Raw genomic sequence first — 18,144 nt, forward strand, 5'->3', positions numbered from 1 at the left:
GCCGATGCCGGCACTGCGCATCCTGCTGGTGGAAGACTGCACGGACGATGCGGACCTGCTGCGCTTCCAGTTGGAGGATGCCGGCCTGTCGTTCGAGCTGCGCTGCGCCAGCAACGAACGGATGCTGCGCGACACCCTGGACGCGTTCCAGCCGACGGTCGCGGTGAGCGATCTCAACCTGCCCGGTTATTCGGGCCTCGCTGCATTGGCGCTGTTGCACGAACGCCAACCCGAGCTGCCGCTGGTCCTGCTCAGCGGCGCCGACGAAGCGCCATCGCCCGGGGTGCCGGCGGTGGTGCTGGGCAAGTCGGAACTGCATCGCCTGCCGGCCTTGCTGGCGGACTTGCACGCTGCCCGCTAGACCCCGTCCGGCGCCGACGCGCCGGCCTGCTGGTCACTTCACCGTCATCGCCGCGCGGATCTGCGCTTCCACCGCCACGATCGCGCTCATGTTGACCACGCGACGCGACGACGACGCCGGCGTGAGGATGTGCGCCGGCTGGTCCAGGCCCATCAGGATCGGGCCGATCGCAACGCCGCCGGTGGCGACGCGGATCAGGTTATAGCCGATGTTGGCGGCGTCGAGGTTCGGCATCACCAGCAGGTTGGCGCGGCCGGACAGCGTGGTATTGGGCATGATCCGCTGGCGCAGCGCCTCGTCCCACGCGGTGTCCGCCATCATCTCGCCATCGATCTCCAGCTTCGGCGCGCGCGCGCGGACGATCTCGTAGGCGCGGCGCATCTTGGTGGCGCTGGCGTCCTGGTGGCTGCCGAAGTTGGAATGCGACAGCAGGGCGACCTTCGGCTCGATGCCGAACAGCTTGAGCCGGTACGCCGCCTGCATGGTCGCCTCGGCGATCTGCTCGGCGGACGGATCCATCTGCACATGGGTGTCGACGAAGAACCACGCACCCTTGTCGTTGATCACCCCGGTCATCGCCGCGGTGCCCTGCACGCCGGCGTCGAAGTCGAAAATGCTGCGCAGGTAGCCCAGCTTCTTGTGGTAGCGGCCGACGATGCCGGTGATCAGGCCATCGGCCTCGCCGCGCTCGACCATCAGCGCGGCGATGATCGTGGGCCGCGAGCGGATCAGGTTCTTGGAGGCATCGGGGGTCACGCCGCGACGCTCGGTCAGCGCGTGGTACTGCCGCCAGTAGTCCTCGAAACGCGGATCGTCGTTGATGTTGGTCAGCTCGAAGTCGACCCCCGCGCGCATGCGCAGGCCGAGCTTGGCGATGCGGTTCTCGATCACTTCCGGCCGGCCGATCAGGATCGGGAAGGCCAGGCCCTCGTCGATCACCGTCTGCACCGCCTGCAGCACCACGTATTCCTCGCCCTCGGCATAGGCCACGCGCTTCGTTTCGCTGCGCGCGCGCTCGTACACCGGCTTCATCATCAGGCTGGTGCGATGGATGAACTGGCCGAGTTTTTCCTTGTACGCAGCGATGTCGGCGATCGGCCGCTCGGCGATGCCGCTGTCCATCGCGGCCTGCGCCACGCAGGGCGCCAGCATGGTCAGCAGGCGCGGGTCGAACGGGCGCGGGATCAGGTATTCGCGGCCGAACTTCGGCACTTCGCCGCCGTAGGCGCTGCCCAGGTCCGAGGCTTCCTTGCGCGCCAGCGCAGCGATCGCGCGCACGCAGGCCAGCTTCATGGCCTCGTTGATCTCCTGCGCGCCCACGTCCAGCGCGCCGCGGAAGATGTACGGGAAGCACAGCGCGTTGTTGACCTGGTTCGGATAGTCGCTGCGGCCGGTGGCGATGATCGCGTCCGGGCGCACCGCCCGGGCATCTTCCGGCAGGATCTCCGGATACGGATTGGCCAGCGCCAGGATGATCGGGTTGGGCGCCATCGTCGCCACCATCGCAGGCGCAAGCACGCCGCCGGCGGACAGGCCCAGGAAGATGTCGGCGCCGTCGACGATCTCGGCCAGCGTGCGCTTGGGCGTGTCGCGTGCGTAACGTTCCTTGTCCGGGTCCATGTGGCCGCGGCCGGTGTAGAGCACGCCTTCGCGATCGATGGCCAGGATGTTCTCCGGCTTCAGCCCCAGTGCGACCAACATGTCCAGGCAGGCGATGCCGGCCGCGCCGGCACCTGCGGTCGCAAGCCGCACGTCCTCGATGTTCTTGCCCGCCACTTCCAACGCGTTCAACACGGCCGCGCCGACGATGATCGCGGTGCCGTGCTGGTCGTCGTGGAACACCGGGATGTTCATCCGCTCGCGCAACTTGCGCTCCACGATGAAGCACTCCGGCGCCTTGATGTCTTCCAGGTTGATGCCGCCGAAGGTCGGTTCCATCGCCGCGATGATCTCGACCAGCTTGTCCGGGTCGCGCTCGTTGAGTTCGATGTCGAAGACGTCGATGCCGGCGAATTTCTGGAACAGCACGCCCTTGCCTTCCATCACCGGCTTGCCGGCCAACGGGCCGATGTCGCCGAGGCCGAGCACCGCGGTGCCGTTGGTGATCACCGCCACCAGGTTGCCGCGCGCGGTGTACTCGCTGGCCATCCGCGGGTCCGCGGCGATCGCCTCGCAGGCGAAGGCCACGCCCGGCGAATACGCAAGGGCCAGGTCGCGCTGGGTCACCATCGGCTTGGTCGCCGTGACCTTGATCTTGCCCTTCGGTTCCAGCGCGTGATAGTCGAGCGCGGCCCGCTTCAGGTCATCTTTTTGCAGGTCGTCGTTGCCGGGGGTATCGGACATCGCATGCAGCCACCTTGACGGGCTGTCCATTCTACGCGCCCGCATGCGCCACGACCCGCCGTGGCCCCGCCGGGCCCACCTGTGAGACAGTCCTGCGATTCCGTCCCGAGGCCCCCGCATGATCCAGCTGGATGTCGTCCAGACCGTCGCCTTCGCCGGATTGGCGCTGTTCGCCGGCTATGCGCTGTGCCGCGCGATCCCGGTGCTGCGCCGCTACAACCTGCCGGAACCGGTGGTCGGCGGCCTGCTGGTGGCGCTGGTGGTGTGGTGGGCGCATGCCCGCGGAACCCAGTTGTTCGAGCTCGACACCACCCTGCAGTCGCCGTTGATGATCGCGTTCTTCGCCACGGTCGGCATCAACGCCAGCTTCCGCCTGCTCAAGGCCAGTGGCTGGCCGGTGGTGCTGTTCCTGCTGCTGGCCACGTTCTTCGCGGTGGTGCAGAACCTGGTGGGCATCGCGGTCGCGTGGCTGTTCGACCTGCATCCGATGTTCGGCGTGCTCGCCGGCTCGGCGACGCTGACCGGTGGACCGGCGACCGGCCTCGCCTTCGCACCCGCGTTCGAAGCCGCGGGATTGCGCGGGGCGGAGTCGATCGCGGTGACCGCGGCGATGGCCGGCATCGTCTGCGGCGGGGTGATCGGCGGACCGGCGATCACCGTGCTGATGCGCCGTTACGGCATCACCGGTTCGCAATCCCCGGACGCCACCCCGACACCGGTCGCAGACGACATCGAAGGTCGCGTGGCCACCATGGAAACTGACGCGGCCCGCGAGTTCAACGCGCTCAAGGCGATCGTCGTGCTGCTGCTCGCGGTGTGGGCCGGCGGCTGGGTGATCAAGGGCTTCGCCGCGATCGGCCTGACCATGCCAGCCACCATCGGCGGCATGCTGGTCGGCGCGCTGATCCGCAACGTGGACGATGCCACCGACTGGCTGCGCCTGCCCGTGCACACACTCGACCTGATCGGCAATGTCTGCCTGGCCCTGTTCCTGGCGATGGCGCTGATGAACCTCAAGCTCTGGGAGCTGGCCGGCATGGGCCTGCCGCTGCTGGTCAACCTGGCCCAGCAGGTGGCGCTGGTGGTGCTGTTCACGGTGGCGGTGTTCAAGCTGATGGGCCGCGACTACGACGCCGCGGTGATGGGCGGCGGCTTTATCGGCTTCATGCTGGGCACCACCGCGAATGCGATGGCGGTGATGCGCGCACTCGCCCGCCGCTACGGCGCGGCACCGCGCGCCTTCCTGGTCGCACCGCTGGTGGGCGCGTTCTTCATCGATTTCAACAACGCGCTGATCATCACCGGCTTCCTCAACTTCTGGCCGCAATGACCCGCGCATGACGCAATCCACGCATGCCGCGGCGGAGGCCGATGTCGCGGTGATCGGCGCGGGCGTGGTCGGCCTGGCCACCGCATATGCGCTTGCGCGTCGCGGCAGGCAGGTGATCGTGGTCGATCGCGCGCCCGGACCGGCGATGGAAACCTCGTTCGCGAACGGCGCGCAGCTGAGCTATGCCTATACCGATGCGATGGCCGGGCCCGCCTTGTGGAAACAGTTGCCGGGCATGCTCGCAGGCCGCGACCGCGCGTTCCGCACGCGCCTCTCCGCGGATCCCGATTTCTGGCGATGGGGGCTCACCTTCCTGCGCAACGCGACGTTGCCGCGGCTGCACGAAAACACGATCACGACGCTGAAGCTCGCCCTCGAATCGCGCGCGGCGATGGGCGAGCTGTTGGCGCGCCATCCGATCGAGTTCGACCAGCGCATCGCCGGCAAGCTGCATGTCTACTACAACGCCGCATCGCTGCCGTCGGCGCAGGCGATGGTCGAATGCAAGCGGCCGTTCGGCGTGCAGCAGCGACTGGTCGATGCCGCCGAAGCCATCGCCATCGAACCGGCGCTTGCAGGTGCACAAGGCATCGCTGGCGTGGTGCATTCGCCGGAGGAAGAAGTCGGCGATCCGTGGCGCTTCGCGACGGGCCTGCTGGATGTGTTGCGCACGCAGTACGACATCGACGCGCGTTTCGGCATCGACCTGCACTGCATAAAACGCGATGGATCTCTTTGGCGTTTGCATGCAAGCAACGGCGACCACATCCGCGTGCCGCAGGTCGTAGTGTGCGCTGGCATCGCCAGCAAGTCGCTGCTGCGACCCTTGGGCATGCGCGTGCCGCTGATGGCGGTGAAGGGCTATTCGTTCACCGCGCCCTGCGGTGCGAACGCGCCCTCGGCCAGCATCACCGACACCGCGCGCAAACTGGTGTTCTGCCGGGTCGGCGACAGGATCCGCGTGGCCGGGCTTGCCGACCTCAACCACTGGGACGCTGCGCCGGATCGTGCGCGCGTCGCCGACCTGGTGGCGATGGCGCGCGAGTCGCTGCCGCACGCCGCCGACTACGACAACATCGAAAGCGACTGGGCTGGCCTGCGCCCGATGACGCCGTGGTCCGGCCCGATCATCCGCCACGCGGGCGACGGGCTGGTGCTCAACATCGGCCACGGCATGCTCGGCTGGACGCTGGCCATGGGCAGCGGCGAGCGTGCCGCGAATCTTGTGGTGACCCGCTGATGCAGCAGAACCCGGTGCGCCGCGACATCGTCATCGCCCTGCAGGTATTCGTACTGGCCTGCCTGCTGCAGCTTCCGCTCGCCCTCAATCCCGGCTACTACAGCCACGACGAACTGCAATGGGCGGTGCATGCGGCGGACGGCGTGCAGGTGCCCTGGCTGGACCTGTCCGCATTCCAGTACCGGCCGCTGACCTTCAACGTCTGGATGCTGTTGTCGCGCGCGCTGTTCAATACGCCGATGCTGTTCCATGCGGTTCTGGTCGTCGCGGGCGCGCTCAATGCGACATTGCTGTTCGTGGTGGGGCGCAGCTTCGGCGTGATGCCACGACACGCCACCATCGGCGCATTGTTTTTCGTGCTGTCGCCGTACGCGGTGTACACGCATGGCTGGGTCGGCTGCATCGCCGACCTGCTGTGGGTCGGTTGCGCGCTGTTGCTCGCGTTGTGCGTGCAACGTGTGCAGCACGTCTTGCTGGCAGCGTTGGCCAGCGCGCTGCTGACCGGCATTGCGTTGCTGGCGAAGGAAGCGGCCTTCGCGATCCCGCCGATGCTCGCGCTTGCATGGTGGTTCGATGGTCGCAAAGCGAAATGGCTCGCCGCGGCACTGACGTCCGGCGCAGTCGCCGCGCTTTACCTCGGCCTGCGCATCGACGTCTTGCTGCACGCGCCGCGCGAAGGCACGCAATACGTGTTGAGCGTGTGGCATGCACCACTGCGCTGGCTGGAGTACCAGCTGTTCCCGCCGATCCTGCCGCTGCAGGAAGCGATCACGACCCTGCAGCGCCCGTTGCCTTTGCTCGTGGCGGGCGTGCTGTGGCTGGGACTGTTCGCGGCGCTCTGGCAGGCAGGCCGGCGCTATGCCGCTCTGTTCCTGCTGGGCGGCATCGCGGCCCTGCTGCCGGTGCTGCCGTTGGCCAGCGCGTGGAACCACTACGCCTACGGTTTTGCCGCTGTCGCGGCAATGATCATTGCCGCGGCATGGCCACGGGCGTCGCGCAATGGCCGCATCGCGATCGGCGTGTTCGCCTTGCTCACGGTGTTGCACGGCGGCGCAGTGATGTGGCGCATGCAGCAGGTCGGGCGCATCCAGTCGGTGTTCTCCCCGGCGCTTGCCGGAGCGGTGCGTACGCATGCGGACACTTCGACGGTAGTGCTGCGCACCGGCCCCGGCATCAAGCCGTGGATCGTGCAACGCCTGACCCACGACATCCCGCGCTACGACGGCATCGACATCGGCGACCGCGTGCACATCGCGGCGGATGGCGAAGCGGCGGATTACCTCGTCCAGCCCGACGGCAGTTTGAAACCGGTACGCTGACGCGTCAGTGACCCATCGGTCGCGTCGGATGCGGTGGTGCGACCGGATCGACCACATGGCCATCGAGGACCGCGGCGAGCCGCGCGCGATCCAGCGCGTTGTCCCAGCGCGCCACCACCACCGTCGCCACCGCGTTGCCGATGAAATTGGTCAGCGACCGGCATTCGCTCATGAACCGGTCCACGCCCAGGATCAGCGCCATGCCGGCCACCGGCACGTCCGGCACCACCGACAGCGTCGCCGCCAGGGTGATGAACCCGGCCCCGGTCACGCCGGCCGCGCCCTTGGAACTCAACATCGCCACCAGCAACAGGGTGACCTGCTGGCCCAGCGAGAGCTCGATGTTGGTGGCCTGGGCGATGAACAGCGCGGCCAGGGTCATGTAGATGTTGGTACCGTCGAGGTTGAACGAATAGCCGGTAGGCACCACCAGCCCGACCACCTGTTTGCCGCAACCGGCGTGCTCCATCTTCTCCATCAGCGCCGGCAACGCCGACTCCGACGACGAGGTGCCCAGCACCAGCAGCAGTTCGGCCTTGAGGTAGCGGATCAGCTTGAGCACCGAGAACCCGCACAGCCGGCACATCGCGCCCAGGATCACCAGCACGAACAGCAGCGAGGTGAGATAGAAACTGCCGACCAGCCAGCCGAGCTGCACCAGCACGCCCAGCCCGTACTTGCCGATGGTGAAGGCGATCGCGCCGAACGCGCCGATCGGCGCGGCCTGCATCAGGATGCGCACCAGCCGGAACACCGGGATGGTCAGCGATTCGAGGAAGTCGGCGACCGGCCGGCCGCGGTCGCCGGACAGCGCCAGCGCGATCCCGAACAGCACGGACACCAGCAACACCTGCAGGATGTTGCCGCCGGTGAACGCGCTGACCAGCGTGTCCGGGATCATGTCCAGCACGAAGCCGACCAGGGTGAGGTCGTGCGACTTGCTGACATAGCCATCGACCACCGAGTGATCGAGGTCGGCGACGTTGACGTTCATGCCGGCGCCGGGCTGTACCACGTTCGCCACCACCAGGCCGACCACCAGCGCAAGGGTGGAGAAGAACAGGAAATACGCCATCGCCTTGCCGAACACCCGGCCGACCGCGCGCAGGTGGGTCATGCCGGCGATGCCGGTGACGATGGTCAGGAAGATCACCGGGCCGATGATCATCTTCACCAGCTTGATGAAGGCATCGCCCAGCGGCTTCATCGCCTCGCCGGTGCCCGGCGCGAAATGACCGAGCAATGCGCCCAACGTGATCGCGATCAGCACCTGCACGTACAGATGCCGATACCACGGCAGCACGACGGGAGGTTCGGCGACGACGGTCGGCTGCATCGGGGTTAGAGGTCGACCACGGTTTCGGCATCCATGATCTGTTCGAGGCGGATGCGGTTGGCGAACAGCGAGAACGCCAGCATCCCGGCCAGCCCGTTCGCGCGCGCCACCCATTCCGGCAACCAGCGCGGCGCGACGAGATCGCCGCTGTCGAACAGCGGCTCGAAGCGCTGCACGTCGGCCAGGGTCATCTTGCCGGCGAACAGCATCCGGCACAGGCGCAACTTGTCGTGCTTGAGCGCCCAGCGGAAGAAGGTATGCACGCCGATCAGGCCGCGCAGGTACACCGTGTCCTTGGTGAACGCGCAACCGCCTGTAGTCGGCACGCCGCGGAACACCCGCTGCGCCGAAGTGAAGCTCTCCACCGCATCCTGCCCCGCCGCCTGGAAATAGCGGAACACCTGCAGGAAGTCGGCGCCTTCCAGCGCCATCGCCACCGCCTCGATGCGCAGGCTGACCCGCTTCATCCGTTCGATGTCGATGCTGCCGGTGATCTGTTCGGCGAACACCGCCAGTCCTTCCTGCGTCGCGGTGGTGCGCGGCGAGGACAGCGACAGACTGGGCAACACGGTTTGCTGCTGGCCGTTCAATGCCGTCAGCGAATGCACGAAGGCTTCGTGCTGCAGCAACTGGTGGCGGTCGTAGTCGGAGAACGCCGCGCCCGCGCGCAGGCGGATCCGGTTCGGGCCGGCCGCGGCCTTGGCGATCAGGTCGGGATCCAGCACCACGGTGATCACCCGCGCGTCGAAATAATCGTCCAGCGCCGCCTGCAGCTGCAGCGCCAGCGAGGTCGCCGAGATCGCCACCTGTTCCGACGGCGCCAGCAACTCGCGATCGAGTTCGTTGGCGATGGCGATGAAGTGGTTGGCGGCCTCGCGCGTGGTCGCGCCGCCCGGCAGGCTGTGCTCCGGCTTGCCGAACAGCGCCACCGACAAATCGGTGACCCGCGGCGTTCCGAGGTGTTCGAGCAGCTCCGCGGCGAGCCCCCAACTGTGCGCGGACTCGACCAGGTAGATGCCGAGCGGATGCGACGGGTCGGCATCCGCCGCGATCGCGTCGAACTCGCGCCGCGCGTCGGAGAAATCGTGGTGCGGATACTGGTGTGCGGGCAGCCGAGCATTGCCACGCGCCAGCTCGGCCAGGAAGGTCTGCTGTTCGCTGGCCGGCCAGCTCACCAGGCTGAGCAGGCGGATCCCGCGCGCGGCCTTCGCCATCCGCGCATCGAGCGCGGCGTGGTGGGCGATGGCGTCAGTGCCGCCCATATTTTTCGTCCACGCGCTTGTACAGGGCCTTGTTCTGCACCTTGGCATCGGCCTTCTGCGCAAGCCGCGTGGCCAGCTGGTTGGCGGCGCCGGCGACTTCGGCGCTGAGCTTGAGGAAGTTGGCCACGCGCTGCGCATCCACCTCACCCGCCTCGATCGCCGCGCGCACCGCGCAGCCGGGTTCCTTCAGGTGCCGGCAGTCGTTGAACTTGCACGCTGCGGCGAGCGCTTCGATGTCGGCGAAGCTTTCGGCCACCACTTCCTCGCCGGTCGGCTTGAGCTCGCGCATGCCCGGCGTGTCGATCATGCAGGCGCCGGACGGCAGCGCGATCAGCGCGCGATGGGTGGTGGTGTGGCGGCCGCGCGCATCGCTCTCGCGCACCGCGCCGGTCTTCATCCGCTCGGTGCCGAGCAATGTGTTGGTCAAGGTCGACTTGCCCGCGCCCGAACTGCCCACGAGCACGATGCTCTGGCCCTCGCCCAGCCATGGTTCGAGCGAGGCCACGCTGTCGCGGTCCTTCGCATTCACCGCCAGCACCGGCACGCCGAGTGCGCGCAACTCGTGCAGCGCGGCCTCGATATCGGCACCGTCCTTGTCGGACTTGGTCAGCACGATCACCGGGTGTACGCCACTGCCGCCGACCAGCAGCAGGTAGCGTTCGATCCGGCGCGGATTGAAATCCGCATCCAGCCCGCAGACCACGAACACGGTGTCGATGTTGGCCGCGATGACCTGCTGCTTGTAGTGCTCGCCGGCCGCGCCGCGCTTGATCGCCGAGAAGCGCGGCAGCAGGGCGACGATACGCAGCGCATTCGGCGCCTCGCCTTCGACCAGTACCCAGTCGCCCACCGCCGGCCGCGACTCCGGGTTGATCTCGCCCTTGCGGTAACTGCCCGCGCGCTGCCATTCCGGCAGCGACTCGGCGCGATGCGAGGCCTCGATCGTCTCGGACACCGCATACCCGCTGCGGTGCTGTTCAGTGATCCGCGCCGGGCGGGCGTCGGGGTGGGCGGCCAGCAGGGTGGCCCAGGCCGGATCGAGGGTCTGCGGCGTCCAGCGCCAGCCGATGGCCTGCAGGGGGGTCATGCGCGTCGGGATGCCGTCATGCGGGGATTCTAGGCTGTCCCTTCTCCCTCCGGGAGAAGGTGCCCGAAGGGCGGATGAGGGTTCGGGGCGCTTGTTGGGACATCGCTCGAACGAACCCTCACCCCAACCCCTCTCCCGGGGGGAGAGGGGCTCAAAGCGCCTCACGCCTGTTTCCGCTAGGCTTGCAGCCTCGTTTTCCAGCCCACAGCCGCGATGTCGTCGTACAACCCCCGCCACAAGATCGCCACCCGCACCCGCCTCAGCGAAGTCCGCTACGAGATCCGCGGGGAGCTCGCCCGCCGCGCCCGCGAACTCGAAGGCCAGGGCCGCAGCCTGATCAAGCTCAACATCGGCAACCCCGGCGCCTTCGGGTTCCGTGCGCCGAACCACCTGCAGCGCGCGATCGCCGACCACATCGCCAATACCGATCCCTACACCCACCAGCAGGGCCTGCCGGAAGCGCGCGAGGCCATCGCCGCCTTCCACAAGGCCCGCGGTACGCCGAATGCGTCGCCGGAGCGCGTGTTCGTCGGCAACGGCGTCAGCGAACTGATCGATATCTCGCTGCGCGCCCTGCTCAACCCCGGCGAGGAAGTGCTGCTGCCGTCGCCGGACTACCCGCTGTGGAGCGCGGCCACCATCCTCAACGATGGTCGCCCGGTCTATTACCGCTGCGACGAGGCCAACGGCTTCCTGCCCGATCCCGACCAGATGGAAGCGCTGGTGTCTTCGCGCACGCGCGCCATCGTCCTGATCAACCCGAACAACCCGACCGGCGCCAACTACCCGCGCGCGCTGCTGGAGCGGATCGTCGCCATCGCCCAGAAGCATCGCCTGCTGCTGCTGGTCGACGAGATCTACGACGGGATCCTGTACGACGACCACGTGTTCCAGCCGGTTGCGCCGCTGGCCGGCGACCTGCCCTGCGTGACCTTCAGCGGTTTGTCGAAGGTGCATCGCGCCTGCGGCTGGCGGGTGGGCTGGGCGGTGCTGAGCGGCGACCCGATGGCCTGCGGCGATTTCCACCACGCGATGGACCTGCTCGGCGCGCTGCGCCTGTGCGCCAACGTGCCGGGGCAGTTCGCGATCGAGCAGGCCCTGCACGGCACCGACACCATCACCCCGCTGTGCCAGCCGGGCGGCCGCCTGTACGAAACCCGCCGCGCGCTGATCGAGAGCTGCGCCGCCAGCCCGCACCTGTCGCTGGTCGCCCCGGCCGGCGCGCTGTACGGCTTCCCGGCCGTGGTGGGCGACGCCGCCCGCGGCTTCGACGACCATGCCTTCGCGCTGGAGATGCTGGAAACCGAAGACGTGCTGCTGGTGCCAGGCTCCAGCTTCAACGTCCCCTACCGCAACCACTTCCGCGTCACCCTGCTGCCGGAAGCGTCGGTGCTGCGCGAAGTGTTCGCGCGCATCGACCGCGTGCTGGAACGGCGTGCGGTGACCGCGACCGGGCAGCGCGCCGCAGTGGCGTGAGCGCCGAAATCGAAATGGTGTCAGGGACAGTTTCCCAGAACCCGACCTGGCAGCACGATGGAAACTGTCCCTGACACCATTTCCTACCTCGCCCTCGGCGACAGCTACACCATCGGCGAAGGCGTCGACGAGGCCGGCCGTTGGCCCGTGCAACTCGCTGCCAGGTTGCGCGCCTCCGGCATCGCCATCGCCGATCCCCGCATCATCGCCACCACCGGCTGGACCACCGACGAACTGTCGGCGGCGATGGATGCGCAGGAACCGCTCGGCGACTGGGATTTCGTGTCCCTGCTGATCGGCGTCAACAACCAGTACCGCGGACGCCCGGTGGACGACTACCTGGGCGAATTCACCCGCCTGCTGCAACGTGCGATCGCGTTGGCCGGCGACCGTGCCGGCCGCGTGCTGGTGCTGTCGATCCCGGACTGGGGCGTAACCCCGTTCGCCTTCGCCGGCGGCCGCGATGCACGGGCGATCGCCGACGACCTCGATGCCTACAACGCCGCGGCGCGCGAGGCCTGCGAGGCGCATGGCGTGGCCTTCGTCGACATCACCGCGATCAGTCGCGACGACGGCGATGCCACGGCCATGCTGGCCGATGACGGGTTGCATCCTTCGGCGGCGCAGTACGCGCGCTGGACGGATGCAGCGTTGCCGGTGGCGATCGGGTTGCTTGGCGACGAAATGGGGTCAGCGTGAAGTTTTGCGGCGGCCGTCTTCGCACACGCCGGACAGAATCGGCGCAAAATTCACTCTGACCCCATTTCTCCCCGGATAATCCCCATGCCCCTCGACCCCGCCGTCCGCGCCCGCATCGAATCGCTGCTGGCCGCCAATCCCGTCGTGCTGTTCATGAAGGGCAAGCCGAACGCGCCGCAATGCGGGTTCTCGTCCAAGGCGGTCGGCGCGCTCGACGCAGCCGGCGCCGACTACGCGCACGTCGACGTGCTGTCGGATCCCGAGATCCGCGAAGGCATCAAGGCCTACGGTGACTGGCCGACGATCCCGCAGCTGTACATCGGCGGCGAACTGGTCGGCGGCTCGGACATCATCCTGCAGATGGCCGGCAGCGGCGAACTGCATGCCGCGCTGGGCCTGCCGGCGCCGGATCGTACCCCGCCCTCGATCACCATCACGCCCGCCGCTGCCGATTTGCTGCGCAAGGCGATCGACGATGCCGGCGAGGGCTACGCGCTGCAGATCGACATCGACAAGGGCTTCAACGCACGCCTGCAACTGGCGCCGCGCGACGAAGCCGCCATCGCCGCTGAGTCGGCCGGCATCCGCGCGCAGTTCGACCTGGCCAGCGCCCCGCGCGCGCGCGGCCTGGTGATCGACTGGGCCGACGACGAACGCGGCAAGGGCCTGGTGATCGACAACCCGAATGCACCGCCGAAGGTGCGCAACCTCACGCCCGCGCAGGCCAGCGAACAGGCACGGGCCGGCACGCTGACCATCGTCGACGTGCGCCCGGCGGAAGAACGCGCGCTGGCGTCCGTCAACGTCCCCTACGCGACGTTCGACGACGGCCCGGACGAGATCGAAGGCTGGCCGAAGGACACGCCGCTTGCCTTCCTCTGCCACCACGGCGGCCGCAGCGGCCAGGCGGCCGAGCACTTCCGTGCGCTGGGCTTCAGCAAGGTGCACAACATCGCCGGCGGCATCGATGCCTGGGCGCAGTTGGACCCGGCGATTCCGCGCTACTGATCGCAGCAAGGGGCGGGCCACGGCCCGCCCTGCTTCAGAACCCGCCGCCTGCCTCCAGCCACGCCTGTTCCTCCGGCGTGCTGTCGCGACCGAGTGCGCGGTTGCGGTGCGGGAAGCGACCGAAGCGCACGATCACGTCGCGATGCGCATTCGCGTAGCCGAGCAGGTCGGTGTTGCCGAGTGCGGTGAACAGTTCCACCGCGCGATCCTGGTCGGCGATCGCCTCGGAATGCTCGAACGGCATGTAGAAGAAGAAGCGCAGCGACGCGTCGGTCCTGGCGTCGTGGCCCGCATCAATGGCACGACGCGCATGGTGCAAGGCCAGCGAATCGGTGGCGAAGGCATGGCCGCTGTTGCGGAACACGTTGCGCGGGATCTGGTCCAGCAGCAGGACCAGGGCCAGCGCGCCGTCGGCATCGTCCATCCATGCTTCGAACTCGCGACGTCCGGCGGCGAAATGCGCGTCCAGCCAGCGCGCGCGGCATTCGGCGTCGAAGGCCTCGCCGCCGCGGAACCATTTGCCCATGCCGGCGTCGCGCCAGAACGCGAGCAGCGCACCTGCGATATCGCGGCTCACTCGTCGAACCTCAGGTGGCGCACCGACTTGCCGTGGCGACGGATCAGCCGCAGCGCCTCGATGCCGACCTTGATGTGGTTGCGCACGTAGTCGGCCGAGACCTTGGCGTCGCTGGCTTCGGTCTTGACGCCTTCCGGGATCATCGGCTGGTCGCTGACCAGCAGCAGCGCGCCGCAGGGAATGCGGTTGGCGAAGCCGGCGGCGAACACGGTGGCGGTTTCCATGTCGATCGCCATGCAGCGCATCGCGCGCAGCTTTTCCTTGAACTCGTCGTCGTGTTCCCAGACCCGGCGGTTGGTGGTGTAGACGGTGCCGGTCCAGTAATCGAGCTCGAGGTCGCGGATCATCGTCGACACCGCGCGCTGCAGGGCGAACGCGGGGAGCGCCGGCACCTGCGGCGGCAGGTAGTCGTTGCTGGTGCCCTCGCCGCGGATCGCCGCTATCGGCAACACCAGGTCGCCGAGCTGGTTCTTGCGCTTCAGGCCGCCGCACTTGCCGAGGAACAGCACCGCCTTCGGCGAGATCGCGGAGAGCAGGTCCATCACCGTCGCCGCGTTCGGGCTGCCCATGCCGAAGTTGATCATGGTGATGCCGTCGGCGGTCGCGCTGGGCATTGGCCGGTCGACGCCGACCACCGGCGCGCCGGTCATTTCGGAGAAATGACCGAGATAGCCGCCGAAGTTGGTCAGCAGGATGTGTTCGCCGAAGCCGTCCAGCGGCACCCCGGTGTAGCGCGGCAGCCAGTTGTCGACGATGTCCTGCTTGCTCTTCATGCGCGCTCCTTTGTCGTTGTTCACCGGGGATGTTCCCACGTCACCATGACCTCGGTCATGTGGCGCAGTGGCCCCGGCCGGGTTAGGGTTCGGCATCGCCTTCCGCGCGATGGGGAAACCACATGTCGAAACCGAAGATCGCCGCGCTTGCCGCGGTGCTGCTGGCCGGCTGCGCCACCGCGCCCGCCACCAAGCCCGCCACTGGCGAAGCCAAGCCCGACCTCGGCTTCGCCGCCGACCCGTACCCGAGCACCTATGCGCGTGTCGCGGGGCCGGCGGTGCTGCTGCAGCGAGCCACCGTGCTGACCGGCACCGGCACCCGCCTGGACAATGCGGACGTGCTGATGCGCGACGGGAAGATCGTCGCGGTCGGCAACGCCATCGACGCGCCGGCAGATGCGGTGCGCATCGACGCCACCGGCAAATGGGTCACTCCCGGCATCATCGACATCCATTCGCACCTGGGCGTGTATCCCAGCCCGGGGATGAGCGCGCACAGCGACGGCAACGAAGCGACCTCGCCGGTGACATCGCAGGTCTGGGCCGAGCATTCGATCTGGCCGCAGGATCCGGGCTTCCACACCGCGCTCGCGGGCGGCGTGACCAGCCTGCAGATCCTGCCGGGCAGCGCCAACCTGATCGGCGGGCGCGGGGCGACGGTGAAGAACATTTCCTCGGTCACCTACCAGGGCATGAAATTCCCCGGCGCGCCGTGGGGCCTGAAGATGGCCTGCGGCGAGAACCCGAAGCGCGTGTACGGCGGCAAGGGCGGGCCGTCGACGCGGATGGGCAACATCGCCGGCTACCGCGCCGCGTTCGCCGACGCCGCCGAGTACATGAAGAAGCGGAAAGAAGCCGCCGACAAGCCGGAGGGAGCGGGCAAGCGCGACCTCAAGCTGGACACGCTGGCCGGCGCGATCAACGGCGACATCCGGGTCAACATCCACTGCTACCGCGCCGACGAGATGGCGATCATGCTCGACCTGGCCAAGGAGTTCGGCTTCAAGATCGCCGCCTTCCACCACGGCGTGGAGGCCTACAAGCTGGCCGACCGGCTGGCCGCGGAAGGCGTCTGCGGCGCGCTGTGGGCCGACTGGTGGGGCTTCAAGATGGAAAGCTTCGACGGCATCCAGGAGAACATCGCCATCGTCGACCGCGCGCCGGGCGGCTGCGCGATCGTGCATTCGGATTCGGAGGAAGGCATCCAGCGCCTCAACCAGGAGGCGGCGAAGGTGATGGCGAATGCGCAGCGCGTCGGCATCAGCATCGCGCCCGAGCACGCGATCCGCTGGATCACCCAGAACCCGGCGAAGGCGATGGGCATCCTGGAACAGACCGGCACGCTGGAGGCCGGCAAGATGGCCGACGTGGTGCTGTGGAACGGCAATCCCTTCAGCAGCTACGCGCAGGCCGAACAGGTGTACGTCGACGGCGCGCGGATGTACGACCGCCGCGATCGCACGCGGCAACCGACTTCGGACTTCCTGCTCGGGCAGTCTCAGTCGCGTGGGGGTGTGCAATGAGCAGCTCGCCGATGAAGCGCCTCGCGTTGGTCGCCGCCCTGCTCGCCGCGAGCGGCCTCGCCTCCGCACAGGACTTGTTGATCCGCAATGCCACCGTGCACACCGCCAGCGCGCAAGGCACGCTGCGTGCGACCGACGTACTGGTCCGCAACGGTCGCATCGCCGCGATCGGCAGCGGGCTGGCCGCGGGCAATGCGACGGTGGTCGATGCGCAGGGCCAGCCGCTGACCCCGGCACTGTTCGCCGGCATCACCGACATCGGCGTGGAAGAGGTCTCCGGCGAATCGTCCACGGTCGACGCCACGCTCGCCTTGGGTAGCGGCGCCAGCGACATGCAGGTGCGTCCGGAATTCGACGTCACCCTGGCCTACAACCCGGAGTCGATCCTCGTCCCGGTGACCCGCGTGGAAGGCTTCGGCTGGACGTTGTTGTCTGCAGGCAGTCGCCCCGGCGGCTCGCTGGTCGCGGGCCAGGGCGGCGTGGTCCGGCTGGACGGCAACCTGGATGCGGTCGGTCCGCGCGCGCTGTTCGTCACCCTGGGCGGAGACGGTGCCAACCTCAGCGGCAGTTCGCGTGCCGCGCAGTGGATGCTGCTGGACCAGTTGATCGACGAGGTGCGCGGGCGCATTCCCGCGGACTCGCAGTTCGCCCTGCTCACTCCGGCCGGCCGCAGCACGTTGGCGAAGTACTTCGGTGGCGGCGGACGCGTCATGGTGCGCATCCAGCGTGCCTCCGACATCGTCCGCCTGCTGCGCTGGGCGAAGGCGCGCGACGTGCGCATCGCCCTGGTCGGCGCGACCGAAGCCTGGAAGGTGGCACCGCAACTCGCCGCCGCCAACGTGCCGGTGTTCGTGGATGCGCTGGCCAACCTGCCTGCGGACTTCGATGAACTGGGCGCGACCCTGGAGAACGCGGCGCGCCTGCATGCCGCGGGCGTGAAGGTGAGTTTCTTCCAGACCGGCGATGCCTCGCACAATGCGCGCAAGGTGCGCCAATTGGCCGGCAATGCAGTGGCCAATGGCCTGCCGTGGGAAGCCGGGCTGGCCGGGCTGACCACGGTGCCGGCGGGTGCGCTCGGGGTCGGCGGCGAGGTCGGCAATACCATCGCAGTCGGCCAACGCGCCGACCTGGTGCTGTGGAGCGGCGATCCGTTGGATGTCGCCCACGTCGCCCGCCAGGTCTGGCTGGACGGCCGCGCCATCCCGATGCGTTCGCGCCAGACCGAACTGCGCGACCGCTACCTCCGCAACGACACCGGCTTGCCGCGCGCGTATCCCGCCGACGCACGCTGACGCCTCGCGCAGGAACCAGGGAGGCACCATCACCGATGATGCTCGAGGGAATCAACTGGCTGGCCGTGCTCGCCGCGGCCGTCTCCGCCTTCCTGCTCGGCGGCCTCTGGTACGGCCCATTGTTCAAGCGTGCGTGGTGCCACGAGAACGGCACCGATCCCGATACGCCATCGACGGGGCATCCGGGCAAGGTGTTCGGTACCGCCTTCATTGCCGCACTGGTTGCCGCGGCCGCATTCGCGGTGCTGCTGCGGCCCGACCCGCCGCTGATGATCGCCGTGCATGCCGGCTTCCTCACCGGCCTGGCCTACGTGGCGATGAGTTTCGGCATCAACTATGCCTTCGCCAGCCGCAGCTTCAAGCTGTGGCTGATCGATGGCGGCTACCATACCCTGCAGTTCACCCTGTATGGACTGATCCTCGGGCTGTGGCACTGAACACGCCGATCACGCGACCATTCCGCTCACGCAACTGAATCGCAGCCATCCCGATGTTGCAGGACAACATGCTTTCCACCT

At 68.1% G+C, this 18,144-nt stretch carries 16 protein-coding genes; 10 read left to right on the forward strand and 6 right to left on the reverse strand.

Features of this window, described 5'->3' with window-relative positions; genetic code table 11:
- Window positions 1-4 precede the first annotated feature (4 nt).
- Complete coding sequence (locus tag ACE3T8_RS06815; RefSeq protein WP_374607893.1) at window positions 5-361, forward strand: response regulator; 357 nt, start codon at window positions 5-7, stop codon at window positions 359-361.
- Window positions 362-394: 33 nt separating this feature from the next.
- Here ACE3T8_RS06815 and ACE3T8_RS06820 read toward each other — a convergent pair whose 3' ends face one another.
- On the reverse strand, window positions 395-2,704 hold the full coding sequence (locus ACE3T8_RS06820; RefSeq protein ID WP_374607895.1) for an NADP-dependent malic enzyme: 2,310 nt from the start codon (window positions 2,702-2,704) through the stop codon (window positions 395-397).
- A gap of 118 nt (window positions 2,705-2,822) precedes the next feature.
- Between ACE3T8_RS06820 and gltS the strand changes: the two genes are divergently transcribed.
- From gltS to ACE3T8_RS06835, 3 genes are read left to right on the forward strand one after another with little or no spacing between them, the layout of a single operon-like run.
- Window positions 2,823-4,034, forward strand: a complete 1,212-nt coding sequence (gene gltS / locus ACE3T8_RS06825; RefSeq protein ID WP_374607896.1) for a sodium/glutamate symporter — start codon at window positions 2,823-2,825, stop codon at window positions 4,032-4,034.
- A 7-nt stretch (window positions 4,035-4,041) separates the two neighbouring features.
- Window positions 4,042-5,274, forward strand: a complete 1,233-nt coding sequence (locus ACE3T8_RS06830; protein WP_374607898.1) for an FAD-dependent oxidoreductase — start codon at window positions 4,042-4,044, stop codon at window positions 5,272-5,274.
- The gene (locus tag ACE3T8_RS06835; protein ID WP_374607900.1) at window positions 5,274-6,593 is read left to right on the forward strand and encodes a hypothetical protein; all 1,320 of its coding nucleotides are present in this window, start codon (window positions 5,274-5,276) and stop codon (window positions 6,591-6,593) included. The genes ACE3T8_RS06830 and ACE3T8_RS06835 overlap by 1 nt, the downstream gene beginning before the upstream one ends.
- Before the next feature lie 4 nt (window positions 6,594-6,597).
- Here the strand turns inward: ACE3T8_RS06835 and ACE3T8_RS06840 are convergent, their stop codons facing one another.
- From ACE3T8_RS06840 to rsgA, 3 genes are read right to left on the reverse strand one after another with little or no spacing between them, the layout of a single operon-like run.
- Window positions 6,598-7,929 (reverse strand): dicarboxylate/amino acid:cation symporter, encoded by a 1,332-nt coding sequence (locus tag ACE3T8_RS06840; RefSeq protein ID WP_374607901.1) that lies wholly within the window; start codon window positions 7,927-7,929, stop codon window positions 6,598-6,600.
- Window positions 7,930-7,934: 5 nt separating this feature from the next.
- Window positions 7,935-9,191 (reverse strand): flavohemoglobin expression-modulating QEGLA motif protein, encoded by a 1,257-nt coding sequence (locus ACE3T8_RS06845; protein WP_374607903.1) that lies wholly within the window; start codon window positions 9,189-9,191, stop codon window positions 7,935-7,937.
- Window positions 9,178-10,278, reverse strand: coding sequence for a ribosome small subunit-dependent GTPase A (gene rsgA, locus ACE3T8_RS06850; protein ID WP_374607904.1), 1,101 nt, complete (start codon window positions 10,276-10,278; stop codon window positions 9,178-9,180). Before rsgA ends, ACE3T8_RS06845 begins: the two co-directional genes overlap by 14 nt.
- A gap of 213 nt (window positions 10,279-10,491) precedes the next feature.
- Here rsgA and ACE3T8_RS06855 point away from each other — a divergent pair, with 213 nt between their 5' ends.
- From ACE3T8_RS06855 to grxD, 3 genes are all read left to right on the forward strand, one after another.
- The gene (locus ACE3T8_RS06855; RefSeq protein WP_374607905.1) at window positions 10,492-11,754 is read left to right on the forward strand and encodes a pyridoxal phosphate-dependent aminotransferase; all 1,263 of its coding nucleotides are present in this window, start codon (window positions 10,492-10,494) and stop codon (window positions 11,752-11,754) included.
- Window positions 11,755-11,811: 57 nt separating this feature from the next.
- Window positions 11,812-12,453, forward strand: coding sequence for an SGNH/GDSL hydrolase family protein (locus ACE3T8_RS06860; RefSeq protein WP_374607907.1), 642 nt, complete (start codon window positions 11,812-11,814; stop codon window positions 12,451-12,453).
- 84 nt (window positions 12,454-12,537) lie between these two features.
- Window positions 12,538-13,461: a Grx4 family monothiol glutaredoxin gene (gene grxD, locus ACE3T8_RS06865; protein ID WP_374607909.1), complete on the forward strand. Its 924-nt coding sequence runs from the start codon at window positions 12,538-12,540 to the stop codon at window positions 13,459-13,461.
- Window positions 13,462-13,495: 34 nt separating this feature from the next.
- Here the strand turns inward: grxD and ACE3T8_RS06870 are convergent, their stop codons facing one another.
- Window positions 13,496-14,038 carry a DUF924 family protein gene (locus ACE3T8_RS06870; protein WP_374607910.1) on the reverse strand — a complete coding sequence of 181 codons (543 nt, stop codon included), beginning with the start codon at window positions 14,036-14,038 and terminating at the stop codon, window positions 13,496-13,498.
- A complete protein-coding gene (locus tag ACE3T8_RS06875) occupies window positions 14,035-14,811 on the reverse strand; it encodes an AMP nucleosidase (protein ID WP_374607912.1) in 777 nt (258 codons plus the stop codon). The genes ACE3T8_RS06870 and ACE3T8_RS06875 overlap by 4 nt, the downstream gene beginning before the upstream one ends.
- Before the next feature lie 122 nt (window positions 14,812-14,933).
- On the opposite strand from ACE3T8_RS06875, the gene ACE3T8_RS06880 reads away from it, so the two are divergent.
- From ACE3T8_RS06880 to ACE3T8_RS06890, 3 genes are read left to right on the forward strand one after another with little or no spacing between them, the layout of a single operon-like run.
- Complete coding sequence (locus tag ACE3T8_RS06880) at window positions 14,934-16,334, forward strand: amidohydrolase (RefSeq protein WP_374607914.1); 1,401 nt, start codon at window positions 14,934-14,936, stop codon at window positions 16,332-16,334.
- Between the two features lie 11 nt (window positions 16,335-16,345).
- Window positions 16,346-17,626: an amidohydrolase family protein gene (locus ACE3T8_RS06885; protein WP_374607916.1), complete on the forward strand. Its 1,281-nt coding sequence runs from the start codon at window positions 16,346-16,348 to the stop codon at window positions 17,624-17,626.
- A 35-nt stretch (window positions 17,627-17,661) separates the two neighbouring features.
- Window positions 17,662-18,063: a DUF1761 domain-containing protein gene (locus tag ACE3T8_RS06890; RefSeq protein WP_374607918.1), complete on the forward strand. Its 402-nt coding sequence runs from the start codon at window positions 17,662-17,664 to the stop codon at window positions 18,061-18,063.
- Window positions 18,064-18,144 lie beyond the last annotated feature (81 nt).

Origin of the sequence: Thermomonas sp. (assembly GCF_041919455.1) — a bacterium.
Lineage (GTDB): Bacteria > Pseudomonadota > Gammaproteobacteria > Xanthomonadales > Xanthomonadaceae > Thermomonas.